The sequence below is a fragment of the Streptacidiphilus sp. ASG 303 genome, from assembly GCF_020991365.1.
GTDB lineage: Bacteria > Actinomycetota > Actinomycetes > Streptomycetales > Streptomycetaceae > Peterkaempfera.
Genome location: NZ_JAJLRA010000008.1, coordinates 177,253 through 189,975 on the forward strand (window position 1 = coordinate 177,253; position 12,723 = coordinate 189,975).

Here is a 12,723-nt window from a genome sequence, read left to right on the forward strand (position 1 = left end):
CGACCTGACGGCCCGACGGCCCGGCGCGCCGTCCCCGCGGCAGGGGCCGCGGGGGCGGTGCGGCGGGGCGGTGCGGCGGCGTAGGGTCGCCCGCGTGACGAATCCCCTCCTCAGCCCCAGTCCGCTCCCCTACGAGCTGCCGCCCTTCGCCGAGATCCGGGAGGAGCACTACCTGCCCGCGTTCGAGCGCGGCATGGCCGAGCAGCTCGCCGAGGTCGAGGCCGTCGCGGACAGCCCCGAGCCCCCGACGTTCGAGAACACCGTGGTCGCGCTGGAGCGCTCCGGCGCCCTGCTGCGCCGCGTGGAGAACGTCTTCTTCAACCAGGCGTCCGCCGACACCAACGAGGCCGTGCAGGCCGTCGAGGCCGAGGTCAGCCCCCGGCTCGCCGCCCACAGCGACGCGATCCTCCTCCACCGCGGCCTGTTCGGGCGCGTCGGCGCGCTGTACCGCGACCGCGCCGGCCTGGGCCTCGACCCCGAGTCGCTGCGCCTGCTGGAGCGCTGGCACGACCGCTTCGTGCGGGCCGGCGCCCAGCTCTCCGAGGCCGGCCGGCAGCGCGTGCAGGAGATCAACCAGGAGCTCGCCGCCGCCGCCACCGCCTTCGAACGCAACCTCCTCGCCGCCACCCGGGACGCCGCCCTCGTGGTCGGCACCGCCGAGGAGCTGGCCGGGCTCGCGGAGGACGCCGTCGCCGCCGCCGCGGAGAACGCCCGGGAGCTCGGCCGCGACGGCGCGTACGTGCTCAGCCTGAAGAACTTCTCCAACCAGCCGGAGCTCGCCGTCCTCGACGACCGCGACGTGCGCCGCCGCCTGCTGGAGGCCTCGCTCGGCCGCGGCCTGCCCGAGAACGGCGTACTGGCGGTGCGGATGGCGCGGCTGCGCGCCGAGCGGGCCGCCCTGCTCGGCTTCGAGAGCCACGCCGCGTACGAGGTCGCCGACCAGACCGCCGGCAGCACCGGCGCCGTCTCCGACCTGCTGGCCCGGCTGGTGCCCCCGGCCGTCGCCAACGTCGGGCGGGAGGCGGAGGCGCTCTCCGCCCTCGGCGACGGCGACCTGGAGGCGTGGGACTGGGCGTACTGGTCCGAGAAGGTGCGCAAGGAGCGGTACGACGTCGACGGGGCCGCCATGCGCCCCTACTTCGAGCTGGACCGGGTGCTGCGCGACGGCGTCTTCTTCGCGGCGGAGAAGGTCTACGGCCTGTCCTTCACCGAGCGGCCCGACCTGCGCGGCTACCACCCGGACGTGCGGGTCTGGGAGGTCCTCGAGGAGGACGGCACGCCGCTGGGCCTCTTCCTCGGCGACTTCTTCGCCCGCGCCTCCAAGCGCGGCGGCGCCTGGATGAACGAGCTCGTCCCCCAGTCCCGGCTGCTCGGGCAGCGCCCGGTCGTGGTGAACAACCACAACATCGCCAAGCCCCCGGCGGGCGAGCCCGCACTGCTGACGCTGGACGAGGTCACCACCCTCTTCCACGAGTTCGGCCACGCCCTGCACGGCCTCTTCTCCGACGTGCGCTATCCCCTCTTCTCGGGGACGAACGTGCCGCGCGACTTCGTCGAGTACCCCTCCCAGGTCAACGAGATGTGGGCGCTGTGGCCGGAGGTGCTCGCGAACTACGCCCGCCACCACGCGACCGGCGAGCCGATGCCGGCCGCGCTGGTGGAGCGGATGCAGGAGGCGGAGCGGTTCGGACAGGGCTTTCGCACGGTGGAGTACCTGGCCGCGACCCTCCTGGACTGGGCCTGGCACACCCTGCCGGCCGGGACCGATCCGGGGGACGCGGAGGCGTTCGAGGCGGCCGCGCTGGAGAAGGCGGGCGTTGCGGTGCCGGCGGTCCCGCCGCGCTACCGCTCCGGCTACTTCGCGCACATCTTCGCCGGCGGCTACGCGGCCGGGTACTACTCCTACGTCTGGAGCGAGGTCCTGGACGCGGACACCGTCGAGTGGTTCCGGGAGAACGGCGGCATGCGGCGGGAGAACGGCGACGCCTTCCGGCGCGCGCTGCTCTCCCGCGGCGGCGCGACCGACCCGCTCGAGGCGTTCCGGGCGTTCCGCGGCCGGGCGCCGGAGACCGGTCCGCTGCTGGTGAGGCGCGGACTGGCCTGACCCCGGCCCTCTCCCGGACCCGCACCCCGGCTCCCGTTTCCCACACCCCCGACCCCCGCCGCCGGTCCTCCGGCGGCCACGGCGCCCCGGACACCCGCGTGTCCGGGGCGCCGGCCGTTCCGGGGGTGTCCGCCGGGTCGGGACGCCTGCCGTGCGCGGGGCGCCTGCCGTGCGCGGGGTGCCCCATGTGTCCGGATCGTGGCGGACACGCCCCGGTCGGGGACACCTCGTGGCAGGAGTGTGCATTCACTGGACACATGTCTAGTCAGTGGGCCGGGGGCTGGCTACGCTGGCGCACCCACCCGCCTGCCGGGGCCCGGTACCGGGCCGCCCCGCGTGCGACCGCCCGTCCGGCCGCCCACCCGTCCTCCGTCCCGCACCCGTCCGCACCGGCCGGTACCGCGGGCGCCCGGCGGCAGGAGACCCACCCTCATCCGTCCCGAGGAACGCCCCCATGCCAGCCATGCAGCCCCCGCCCCGCCGCACGGCGGCCGGCCCGACCCGCCGCCCGCCGCGCCGTGCGCAGGCCCCCGCCCCCGGCACGCAGGCACCCGGCCTCCACCTCCGGGCCGCAGGCCTCCACCCCCAGGCCCCCGAGCCCGCCGCGCCCTCCCTCGCGCCGGTCCGCACGGCCACCCGCCGCCTCAACCGGGGCTTCGCCGCCGTCAACGCCGCCTGCTTCGCCGTCACCGTGCTCCTCGCCTGTACCGCCGAGGACCTCCTCGCCACCGAGGTCGCCGGACGCGTCAACCTGGGCATGGCGCTCGGCCTCCTCCAGGGCGCCCTGCTGCTGTGGACCGCCGCCCGCTTCGACCGCCGCTCCGAGCACCTCTGCGACCGCCGGGCCGACGCGCTGCGCGCCCACTGGGAGGCGCAGGCCGGGGCCGAGGCGGATGCGGAGGCCCGGACCCAGGCCCAGGCCCCGTCCCGCCCCCGGGCCGGACACGGCCACCGGTACCGCAGCCACGGAGCCGCCCGATGACGACAGCCCTCCCGCCGTCCCCCGCCGGGGCGCTCCTCCTCGCCGCCCCGCACGCCGCCGCCCCGCACGCCGTCCTCGGCGAGAGCACCCAGACGATGGTGCTCATCTCCTTCATGGTCTTCGTCGGCCTGGCCCTGCTCCTCTGCGTCTTCGCCGGCCCCGACCGCGACGAGGTCGCCGACTTCTACACCGCCAACCGCACCCTGACACCGCTGCAGAACGCCCTCGCGCTCTCCGGCGACTACATCTCCGCCGCCACCGTGCTCGGCACCACCGGCATCGTCGCCCTCTCCGGCTACGACGGCTTCGCCCTCGCCTTCAGCACCGTCCTCGCCCTCGGCGTGCTGCTGCTGCTCGCCCGGCCGATGCGCAACGCCGGGCGCTACACCCTCGGCGACATCTTCGCCATCCGCGCCTCCGGCGGCGCCCCCCGCACCGCCGCGGCCGTCGCCACCCTCGCCGTCTCGCTGCCCTTCCTCGTGGTGCAGCTGTCCGGCGCCGGCTCCGCCACCGCCCTGCTGCTCGGCCTCACCAGCGACGGCGCCCAGCAGACCTGCACCGCGCTCATCGGCGCCCTGATGGTCTGCTACACCGTGCTCGGCGGCATGCGGGGCACCAGCCTCGTCCAGATCGTCAAGGTCGTGCTCACCTTCGGCACCGTCGTCGCGGTCGCCGTCTCGGTCCTCCACCACTTCGACTGGCACCCCGGCGCCCTGCTGGACGCCGCCGCCAGGGGCAGCGGGCAGGGCGACGCCTACCTCCGCCCCGGCCTGCAGCTCGGCCACACCGCGGAGGGCCGCCTCAACTTCATCGGACTGCAGCTCACGGTCGTCCTCGGCGCCGCCTGCATGCCCCACATGATCATGCGGGTCAACGCCGCTCCCGACGGCGCCGCCGCCCGCCGCTCCACCCGCCACGCCGTCGCGATGGTCGGCCTCTTCTGCCTGGTCGTCGCCGTCCTCGGCCTCGGCGCCGCCGCCATGGTCGGCGACCGGGTCATCGCCGCCGTCAACCCCAACGGCCAGGGCGCCCTGCTGCTCCTCGCCGGCACCGTCGAGGGCGGCACCGCCACCACGGCCGGCGGCGTCCTGTTCACGGCGGTCGCCTGCTCGGTCTTCGTGACCGTGCTGGCCGTCGTCGCCGGCATCACCCTGACCGCCGCCGCCACCCTCGCCCACGACGTCCACGCCCACGCCGTGCACCGCGGCCGCCTCACCCAGAAGCGCGAGGTGCGGGCCGTCCGCTGGTCGGTCCTCCTCTTCGGCGCGCTCGGCATCGTGCTCTCCATGGCGGCGCAGGGGTACAACGTGCAGTTCCTGTCGTCGCTGGCGGTCGCGGTCGCCGCCTCGGCCGTGCTGCCGGCGCTCGTGTACTCCCTCTTCTGGGAGCGGTTCAACCGCACCGGCCTGCTGTGGAGCGTCTACGGCGGCGTCCTGCTCTCCGTCGGCCTGCAGGCCTGCTCGCCCACCGTGTCCGGCAGCCCCTTCGCGCTCTTCCCGCAGAGCGACTTCGCCTGGTTCCCGCTGCAGACGCCGGGACTGGTCTCGGTGCCGGCGGCGTTCCTGCTCGGCTGGGCCGGCAGCCTCCGCGGCGCGCGCCGCCCCGCCCCGGCCGGGGAGCCCTCCTACGCCGCCGCGGAGGCCCGCATCCTCACCGGCATCGGATCCGAGTAGGACCCGCCGCCGGCACGGTGGCCACCGGCACGGCGCCGGTCTGCACGGTGGCGGCCTGCACGGCGCCCGCCGTCCCTCAGGCCCTGGGCCCGGACCCGTCCGGGCCCAGGGTGGCGTGCCAGCTCGCCGACATCACGTCCAGCAGCAGCTCCCGGTCCGTGCGCCAGGTGCCCTGCACCACCGTGTCCGTGGCCACCTGGTGCAGCTGGCGCACCAGCAGCTGCAGGCGCAGCTGCGCCTCCGTGCGGGCCGCTCCCTCGAACCGGTCCAGGTAGCCGGACATGGTCTCCACCAGCCGCTCGATCGACTCCGACCGGCGCTCGGCGACCATCCGCTCGACCGCGCCCGCCTCGTTCAGGGCGGCCAGCAGTCCGGCGTGCGACTCGTACCAGTGCAGCGCCTCGTCCATCCAGCGCCGCAGCCCCTCCCGCGAGCCGACGGCCTGCTCCAGTGCCGTGTACCAGCCGCGGTCCGAGGGCGTCACCTGCTCCAGCAGTGCCGCGGCGGCCTCGGCCTTCGAGCGGAAGTGCAGGTAGAACGTCGCCCGGCTCGTCCCGGCCCGGCCCACGATCTCGTCGACCGTCGCCGCCGTGTAGTCCTCCTTCTCCAGCACCTCCCGCACCGCGGCGAGCAGCCGCTTGCGGGTCAGCTCCCGGTACTCGGTGCGCAGTGAGGACGGCCGGCCGGCGGACCGCCGTGCGGGTCCGGCGGCGGCTGAAGAGGTCACGCGTCCAGCCTATCCCGGTCCGCCGGGCCGGCGGCCTGCCCGGTCGTGCCGTCCGCCTGCCCGGTCGTACCGCCTGCCGGGTCGGTCGTGCCGGCCGTCGTACCGGTCCGCTGGGGGCGGCTCCGTCCGTGGCGTGCGCGGGACGGCGCCGGTCAGCCGCACCGGCTGCGGCGCGGCCCGTCCCGCGCCGATGCCGCAGCAGGTACCGGGTCGCCCCCGACGCGGACCCGTCCGGACGGCTCCGGCCGCCGCCCGCCGGAACCCCGCTCCCCGGCCCCGGCCGGTGGCCGGCCCCGGTGTACTTCCCTGCGGCGCGAACGCTCCCGGGGCCGGACGACAAGTACAGGACGAGACCGCCGCCCGGCGGTCGGAGACGGAGACTCCGTGGAACCGGACCACGACGGCCGGCGCGGCCGCGCCGACGACCGCGACGCCGACCACACCGAGGCTCAGGCCGACGCGGGTGCCGACGCCGATGCCGACGCCGATGCCGACGCCGAGGAGCGCCGCAGCGACGCCCAGCTGACCCGGGCGGCGTCCGACGCGGCGGCGTTCGCCCCGCTCGTCGAGCGGTACTCGGCCGCCCTGCACGGCTACTTCGCACGGCGCGCCCCCGCTGCCGCCGACGACCTGCTGTCCGAGGTGTGGCTGCAGGCGTTCACGGCCCGGCGCACCTTCGACGCCTCGCGCGGGTCGGCCCGGGGCTGGCTCTTCGGGGTGGCCCGCAACGTCCTGGCCGGGCACATCCGGCGCGCCGGACGCGACGGGGGCGCGCCCGCACCCGCGCCCAGCGACCCGTGGCAGGCCGTGGACCAGCGGCTCGACGCCGCGGCCCTGGCCCCCGCACTCCACCGGGCCCTGGCCGAACTCCCCGCGGACGAGCGGGAACTGGTGCTGCTCGTCGCCTGGGAGGAGCTGACGCCGACCGAGGCCGCCGCCGTCGTCGGCGTCCCCGCCGGCACGGCCCGCTCGCGCCTGCACCGGGCCCGGAACCGGATGCGCGAACGCCTCGCGTCCTCCCGCCCGGCACCCCTGGGCCTCACGGCGGTCGGAGAGCGGGCATGAACGGCAGCCGTCCCCGAAGCCTCCCCCGCCCCCGCGGCACGGCCCCCGTGGCCCCCGCGCACGACGCATCCCCTCCCCACCGCACGGAAGGAACCGGCATGACCGACCGACAGGCACTCCTCGACTTCCCGGGCGCCGAGGCGCTCCGCGCCGCGGGCCGCGTCGAGCCCCCGTCCGCGCGGACTCTCGCCCGGGCGGCCGCGGCGGTCGACGCCGCCATCAGGGACGAGGCCGCGACCGGCGGCGGGAGCGCGACGCAGGAGCGGGCCGCCGTCGTCGTCCCGTTCCGCCGCCGCCGGCTCGTCACCGGCCGGCGGGCCGTGGCCACGGCCCTCGCGGCGGCCGCGGTCGCCGCCGGTGCGGCGGTGTACGCCGACCCCGTCGCTGGCCCGTCCGCCGGACGGGCCCCGGGGCAGGCCCGGGCCGCCACCGCCGCGACGTTCCTGGAGGACACCGCGAAGGTGGCCGCCGCCCTGCCGGCCTCCTCCGGGCGGTACTGGAGGATGCACCTGAGGACCGCCGCCCCGGGCGGCGGGTCGAGGACCTTCGACGAGTACGTGTCGCGGTCCATGCACTACTCCGTCGTCGCCCGCGGCCACACCTTCACCAAGCCTCAGCCCGGCACCTGGAAGCTGGGCCCGAGGAGCTTCGGGTGGAAGGGCCTGGACGCCCTGCCCGCCGACCCGGCGGCCCTGCTCAAGATCATGAACAGTTCCCGGGAGTACGCCGGCCAGAGCGCCTTCATCCAGGCCGGCACCCTCCTCGGCGGCGCCCCCTCAAGCCCCGGGCTCCGCGCCGCCCTGTACGGCGCCCTCGCCAGGCTGGACGGGGTCAAGCTCGTCGGCCCCGCCAGGGACAGCGCCGGCCGCAAGGGGACCGAGCTGGTCTTCAGCGGCGTCGCGAGCACCGACTACCTGATCATCGACCCCCGGACCAGCGCGCTCCTGGAGACCCGCAGCGTCACCACCAAGGGCCGCCCCGACCCCGTCGACCGCACCACCTACCTCTCCGTCGGCCCCGCCGACCGCATCGGCTGACCACCCCCGGCGGCGCCCCGCCGCGCCGCCGGAACGCGGTGGGCGCCCCGGGGCCGGCCTCGGTTCCGGGGCGCCCCCACGCGTCGACGGCCGCCGAGGGGGCCCAGGCGGTCTCGGGGGGTGTCGGTACGGGCGAGGCGGGCGCCACAGGAGCGGCACCGGAGAAGGAAGGCGACCGGCATGCGGTCCCGGGCCGGGGCGGCCGGTCGGCGGTCGACCATCCGGGCGGCCACCCCGTGGTCCTCTGCCCCCACACCGGTGATCAGCGTGGCCGCTGCCAGCCCCGGATCGGACCGCCACCGGCACGACCGCGACCTGCTGCGGCCGGAGTCCCCGACGGGGGCCGGCCCTGTCAGGCAGAGCCGCCGATCTCCCGGTCTGCGGCAGCGATCTGGTCGTGGAAGCGCCTGTGGACCCAGTGACGCTCTCCGAGGAGGTCGATCTCCCCCCATCGGCCGGACACCGGGCCGAGCCGGGTGGTGCGCGGCATCGTGGCCGCCAGGCGCTGCGGGCGGGCGCCACCGGACAGCTTGCTGCTGTCCAGCACGTGGATGGCGTCCTGGGTGACCGCCACGCACCGGTACGTGTTCCAGAACATCGTCAGGCCGGTCAGATAGGTGAGGACGAAGAAGAAGAAGTTCGGCGCGCTCTGGCAGATGAACGCCTGCCGTACCTCACTTCCAGCGGGCAGAAGGGCTGCCGAGCGGTGCACCAGGTCCTGCCGCGGTCCGAGAGGACGCCGGTCGCTCCCGCCGAGCCCGTCGGTCATGGGTGTCCCCTTCCCTCCCGCGTGCCTCCCCGGATGCCGCGAGACGGCCGCGTCGCCGGGGCGCGCCGCGTGCGTGTGAGCCGGCGGTCCGCCGTCCGAACACCATATGACCTTGTGTCAGGTCGAGACCCGCGGCTGGAGCATCGGCTGCCGTACAGCGGAGGCCGGGCCCGCCCGTCGAGCCGCCGTGCCTCGTCGTCGAGGCCCCGGCCGGCAAAGTCCCCGACCATGCTTCCGGGGAGGCGGCCTCGCGGTCCGTTCCCGACAGCTGAGGTCCGGTCGCCCGGCTCCCCGCCGATCGGCATCGGACCAGGCACGCCCATGCCGGAACCACAGCCCTGCACCCAGCCCCTGTGACCGCTCCTCCGGCTGCCTCCTCCACCGCGCGGGTACCGACCGTTCTCACGCAGCGGTGCCGGCCGCCACCGTCGTCGTCGGGACGCCCCCTCCGGAAGCCTCCGCATGCGCGGCAGCGCTGATCCGGCTCACTCCTGACCTGCGACGCAGCGCGGTGCCTGCCATCGTGCGCTGTGAGTGACCTCCAGATGCCGGGCAACCCGGCACGGCTGCGGCACGGGACATTGACCCTGACGTCGGCGGCAGGGTTGCACCATGACCGGCATGAACAGCACCGCACCGCAAAGCAGCAGAGTCGTCGCCGTCACCGGGGCCGGCACCGGCATCGGCCGGGCCACTGCACGCGCCTTCGCTGCCGAGGGCGCCCACGTCTTCGCCATCGGACGGCGAAGCGGACCACTCGAGGAGACTGCGGCCCTGAGCGACCGGATCACGCCGCTGCTCGCCGACATCACCGCCGAAGGCGGACCCGAGGGGATCGTCCGGGCCGCACTGGGGACCTACGGCCGACTGGATGTCCTGATCAACAATGCCGGCATCGTGTGCAGCGGCGCTCTCGGCGTGCTGACGCCGGACATGATCGCGTCCCAGCTGGCCACCAACCTCATCGCTCCTGTCCTGCTGACCCAAGCCGCCCTGCCGCTTTTGGAGACGTCGAGCGGAGTGGTCGTCAACGTGAGTACGTCCGTGGGCCTGCGCGCCTGGCCCGGCAGCTCGGTCTACGCCGCGACCAAGACCGCCCTTGAATCGTTGACCCGCAGCTGGGCCGTTGAGCTGGCACCCCGCGGAATCCGGGTGGTGGCGGTCGCCCCAGGCGCGATCGACACCCCCATCGGCGAGCATCAGGGCCTTTCGCCGGAACGCAGGGCCGCCCTCCGGGAGTGGCAGCTGGCGCACACTCCGCTGGGTCGGATCGGCCGGTCCGAGGAGGTCGCCCGGGCCATCACGCACCTGGCCGCACCGGCCGCGTCGTTCACCACCGGGGTGGTGCTCCCCGTCGACGGCGGGGCAGTCGTGGCGTGATAGGAGTGGCCCCGGAGGTGGGAAGGGTGCGGATCGGCGAGCTGGCTAGGGCAACCGGGACGACCGCTCGTGCGCTGCGGCACTACGAGCAGGCAGGGATGATTTGTCCGGATCGGACATCGAACGGCTACCGCATCTATGACGAGCACGCGGTGGTGCGGGTCCGCAACCTTCGCCACCTGCTGGCCGCCGGCCTCACCCTGGAGGACGTCCGCGTCTTCCTGCCGTGCCTGGACGGCGACCTGGCGTCCGCCCCGCCCTCTGAGAAGGGCCTTCAAGTTGCGCGGGAACGGCTGGCGATCCTCAACGAGAGGATCGCCGCCCAGACCGAAGTGCGAGACCGGCTGGAGACCGCACTCCGGGAGAAGGCACGGGAGACCCACGCTCGGGAGGCCCGAGGCCTCCACGACCAGTAAGCACCTTCAGGATGGCCACCGACCGGGTGACCGCTGCAGGCCGTAACAGGCGAGGCCCTCGGGCTGTTGACCGAGATGCCTCACGTCTCACGTCGCCAGCCTGGCGGCCTCGTTGGCCGTCTGTCCTGCCGCACTCGACCTGCCGCACGCGCTCATCGAGCGGGTCACGATGCTCATCCTCACCCGCGAGGGTGACCGACGATGCAAGCTCCCACCCCACTGGCGGGCCCTGGTCGCGCTGGTCTACCTGCGGGAGCACACCACCTACGCGAAGATCGCCGCCGGGTTCGGTATCAGCGAAGGCACCGCCCACGCCTACGTACGCTCCGTGACCGACCTGCTCGCCGGCCGGGCACCCTCCCTGACCCGGGCCCTGCGCCGAGCCCGCCCCGAGTACGTGCTCGTGGACGGCACCCTGGCCGAGTGCGACCGCGTCGGCGACAGCGAGGCCGGTTCCTCGGGCAAGGCCAGGCGGCACGGGGTCAACGTCCAGGCCGTCACCGCACCCGACGGCGCCCTGCTGTGGCTCTCGCCCGCGTTGCCGGGCCGCACCCACGATCTGACCGCGGCCCGCACCCACCGCATCATCACCGTCTGTGAACGCCTGAAGATCCCCGCCCTCGCGGACCGGGCCTACGTCGGGGCCGGCGGTACCTTCTGCACACCCTTCAAGCGCCACGGCGGGCGCGACCTCACCGCCAAGCAGCAGGCCGTCAACCGCGCGCACGCCCGACTCCGCTTCCCCGTCGAACGCGCCTTCGCCCGCCTGAAGACCTGGCGCATCTTCCGCAAGGCCCGCTGCAGCCCGAACCGGCTCACGTCAGCGATCCGGGCCGTCCTCACCCTGGAGCAGCACCGCTGAAGATGCTTACTCGTAGACCGTGGCAGCAGCGAGTGCCCGCGCCAAGAAGGTCCAGTCGCCTCGGGCCGGCAACTCCTGGTGGAAGTTGCCATACCAACCGGGAGACGCCTTGACCCACGCTGCCAGCGCCTCAAGGAAGCGGTCAAGCGTCGGGTTCTCCCACTCGTCCCCACGCCGGATGAAGTCGTCGTGCAGTTCCCGCAGGAAGGCGACGAACGCCTCTCGGTCGGAAATCTCCTCGTCGGGACGTAGCAGCGGCATGGGGGAACACTACTGCTCGGACGTGGGACCGCGGCCAAAGGCCGGTTCTCCGGGTGCAGGCATGGTCCTCTCCGTGTCGCAGATCCAGGAGGGCTGCCCAGGTCGCCACATGGATCTGAAAGGTCAGCTCTGGCCTTCGTCCGTCGTCGGGCGCCCTCGCACGGTCCATAGACGGCCCAAGCACAACCAGCCCCGGTCCGTACCGCGGATCACTGCTTCTCCAAGGAGACCTTGAGAGCTCGCGTGGTCCTGCGGAGACGGAGCGCTCTGAAGGCCCTTTTGATGGCCTTCACGAACCCTTCGAGCAGCACGTCGCCGATCAGGTCAAAGATGAGCCATGCAATACCGCGAAAGACGGCGCCCACAATAGCGCCGACTATCTCTTCCACCAGGCCTCCCAGGGGTCAAGGCGGATGACGTTACACGCGGGCGCTGGCGCGATCTTTGGCCGGTGGCCTGCCTGGGCTGGGATCGAGCATGATCAGGGGCCGTACGCCTGTCGGCAATTCGGGCAGGTCCTGGGCCTGCCCGCCATGTGTCCGAGTGGCCTCCTCGTCGTGCATGACGCGGGTCCCGGACCTGGTAGGTGCCCAAAGATCGTGTCGGCGCCCGCCCCAACCCCCGGCCTTCCCTCGTCTGCGGGGCGCCCGGGCGGCCGCCGGAGCGGCACGGAGGCAGGAGTGACGGCGAGCGGACCGGCGCGCGCCGCGCCGCGCTGTGCGCGGCGCCTCGAACCCGCGGAGAAGGTTGTTGTTCAGCTGCTCATGGATGCCGGTTCCGGCTGGTGCGCCCGGGTCTCCTCGGCATGGTGCAGCGCGACTCTGACGGTCCGGCCGTTCGCATGGCTGAGCACGTCCATACGGCTGGGGAGGGCTTCGACCAGGGTGAGGTCTCGGCCACTGGTGGAGCCGTCGCCGGCTTGGCGGGCGTGGGGGATGCCGAGGGCTCCGCCGTTGTCGGAGACGGCCGGCGACCGGTGGCAGGGCCGGGGCCTGGTCTTCGCGACGGCGAACGGCACGCCGATCGAGCCGGGGAACCTCAACAGCCACGGGTGCGGCGTCCGCGAGCGGGCCGGCCGGACCGCCCGGTTCCACGACCTCAGGCACACCGGCATCACGCTGCTGCTCGGCCTCGGTGCCCCGCCGCACGTGGTCCGCGACATCGTCGGGCAGAGTGCCCTGGAGGTGACGATGAACATCTGCGCTCACGTCGACCTGTCGAAGAAGCGGGCGGCGCCCGACCGGCTGGGTGGTCTCCGCGACGGGTGGCCCCCGTTGCCGTCGGCACTGCCGCCAGAACGCACCGGCGCCCCTGAACCGATCCCCGGTCCGGGACGTTCGTCCTGATGAGAGGTGGCGCCCCCGGCAGGACTCGAACCTGCGACCAAGTGCTTAGAAGGGGCATACGCTCTGTCTAGCTAGAGCATGTGTGACCTGCGCAAACGTCC

General features: G+C 74.4%; 13 protein-coding genes. 9 read left to right on the plus strand and 4 right to left on the minus strand.

The genetic code is table 11. The features are described from left to right. The first annotated feature begins 94 nt into the window (after positions 1 to 94). The 3 genes from LO771_RS13680 to LO771_RS13695 all read left to right on the plus strand — a co-directional run bounded on the left by LO771_RS13680 (position 95) and on the right by LO771_RS13695 (position 4,759). Positions 95 to 2,104 carry a M3 family metallopeptidase gene (locus tag LO771_RS13680; protein ID WP_230652053.1) on the plus strand — a complete coding sequence of 670 codons (2,010 nt, stop codon included), beginning with the start codon at positions 95 to 97 and terminating at the stop codon, positions 2,102 to 2,104. Positions 2,105 to 2,558: 454 nt separating this feature from the next. Then, the gene (locus LO771_RS31035) at positions 2,559 to 3,086 is read left to right on the plus strand and encodes a DUF485 domain-containing protein (protein WP_304944805.1); all 528 of its coding nucleotides are present in this window, start codon (positions 2,559 to 2,561) and stop codon (positions 3,084 to 3,086) included. Continuing rightward, positions 3,083 to 4,759 carry a cation acetate symporter gene (locus LO771_RS13695; protein WP_230652054.1) on the plus strand — a complete coding sequence of 559 codons (1,677 nt, stop codon included), beginning with the start codon at positions 3,083 to 3,085 and terminating at the stop codon, positions 4,757 to 4,759. The genes LO771_RS31035 and LO771_RS13695 overlap by 4 nt, the downstream gene beginning before the upstream one ends. Positions 4,760 to 4,835: 76 nt before the next feature. On the opposite strand, the gene LO771_RS13700 is transcribed toward LO771_RS13695, so the two are convergent. After that, positions 4,836 to 5,486: a TetR/AcrR family transcriptional regulator gene (locus LO771_RS13700; protein WP_230652055.1), complete on the minus strand. Its 651-nt coding sequence runs from the start codon at positions 5,484 to 5,486 to the stop codon at positions 4,836 to 4,838. A gap of 384 nt (positions 5,487 to 5,870) precedes the next feature. Between LO771_RS13700 and LO771_RS13705 the strand changes: the two genes are divergently transcribed. Both LO771_RS13705 and LO771_RS13710 read left to right on the plus strand, forming a co-directional pair. Beyond that, positions 5,871 to 6,551: an RNA polymerase sigma factor gene (locus LO771_RS13705; RefSeq protein WP_230652057.1), complete on the plus strand. Its 681-nt coding sequence runs from the start codon at positions 5,871 to 5,873 to the stop codon at positions 6,549 to 6,551. A gap of 98 nt (positions 6,552 to 6,649) precedes the next feature. Continuing rightward, a complete protein-coding gene (locus LO771_RS13710; protein ID WP_230652059.1) occupies positions 6,650 to 7,588 on the plus strand; it encodes a hypothetical protein in 939 nt (312 codons plus the stop codon). A gap of 352 nt (positions 7,589 to 7,940) precedes the next feature. Here LO771_RS13710 and LO771_RS13715 read toward each other — a convergent pair whose 3' ends face one another. Beyond that, entirely contained in the window at positions 7,941 to 8,357 is a 417-nt protein-coding gene (locus tag LO771_RS13715) for a hypothetical protein (RefSeq protein ID WP_230652061.1), read from the minus strand. Positions 8,358 to 8,969: 612 nt separating this feature from the next. Between LO771_RS13715 and LO771_RS13720 the strand changes: the two genes are divergently transcribed. From LO771_RS13720 to LO771_RS13730, 3 genes are all read left to right on the plus strand, one after another. Continuing rightward, positions 8,970 to 9,737: an SDR family NAD(P)-dependent oxidoreductase gene (locus LO771_RS13720; RefSeq protein ID WP_230652062.1), complete on the plus strand. Its 768-nt coding sequence runs from the start codon at positions 8,970 to 8,972 to the stop codon at positions 9,735 to 9,737. 26 nt (positions 9,738 to 9,763) lie between these two features. Then, entirely contained in the window at positions 9,764 to 10,153 is a 390-nt protein-coding gene (locus LO771_RS13725) for a MerR family transcriptional regulator (protein ID WP_230652064.1), read from the plus strand. Between the two features lie 112 nt (positions 10,154 to 10,265). Beyond that, positions 10,266 to 11,015 carry a transposase gene (locus LO771_RS13730; RefSeq protein ID WP_230652066.1) on the plus strand — a complete coding sequence of 250 codons (750 nt, stop codon included), beginning with the start codon at positions 10,266 to 10,268 and terminating at the stop codon, positions 11,013 to 11,015. Between the two features lie 6 nt (positions 11,016 to 11,021). Here the strand turns inward: LO771_RS13730 and LO771_RS13735 are convergent, their stop codons facing one another. Continuing rightward, positions 11,022 to 11,276, minus strand: a complete 255-nt coding sequence (locus tag LO771_RS13735; RefSeq protein WP_230652068.1) for a hypothetical protein — start codon at positions 11,274 to 11,276, stop codon at positions 11,022 to 11,024. A 209-nt stretch (positions 11,277 to 11,485) separates the two neighbouring features. Further along, positions 11,486 to 11,665: a hypothetical protein gene (locus LO771_RS13740; RefSeq protein ID WP_230652070.1), complete on the minus strand. Its 180-nt coding sequence runs from the start codon at positions 11,663 to 11,665 to the stop codon at positions 11,486 to 11,488. A gap of 564 nt (positions 11,666 to 12,229) precedes the next feature. On the opposite strand from LO771_RS13740, the gene LO771_RS13745 reads away from it, so the two are divergent. Continuing rightward, a complete protein-coding gene (locus tag LO771_RS13745) occupies positions 12,230 to 12,622 on the plus strand; it encodes a tyrosine-type recombinase/integrase (RefSeq protein WP_230652072.1) in 393 nt (130 codons plus the stop codon). The last annotated feature ends 101 nt before the right edge of the window (positions 12,623 to 12,723 follow it).

Bases quoted from the DNA above. Each gene is read 5' to 3' on its own strand.
- LO771_RS31035 (WP_304944805.1), top strand. From the start codon at position 2,559: ATGCCAGCCATGCAGCCCCCGCCCCGCCGCACGGCGGCCGGCCCGACC.
- LO771_RS13695 (WP_230652054.1), top strand. From the start codon at position 3,083: ATGACGACAGCCCTCCCGCCGTCCCCCGCCGGGGCGCTCCTCCTCGCC.
- LO771_RS13710 (WP_230652059.1), top strand. From the start codon at position 6,650: ATGACCGACCGACAGGCACTCCTCGACTTCCCGGGCGCCGAGGCGCTC.
- LO771_RS13715 (WP_230652061.1), bottom strand. From the start codon at position 8,357: ATGACCGACGGGCTCGGCGGGAGCGACCGGCGTCCTCTCGGACCGCGG.
- LO771_RS13720 (WP_230652062.1), top strand. From the start codon at position 8,970: ATGACCGGCATGAACAGCACCGCACCGCAAAGCAGCAGAGTCGTCGCC.
- LO771_RS13735 (WP_230652068.1), bottom strand. From the start codon at position 11,276: ATGCCGCTGCTACGTCCCGACGAGGAGATTTCCGACCGAGAGGCGTTC.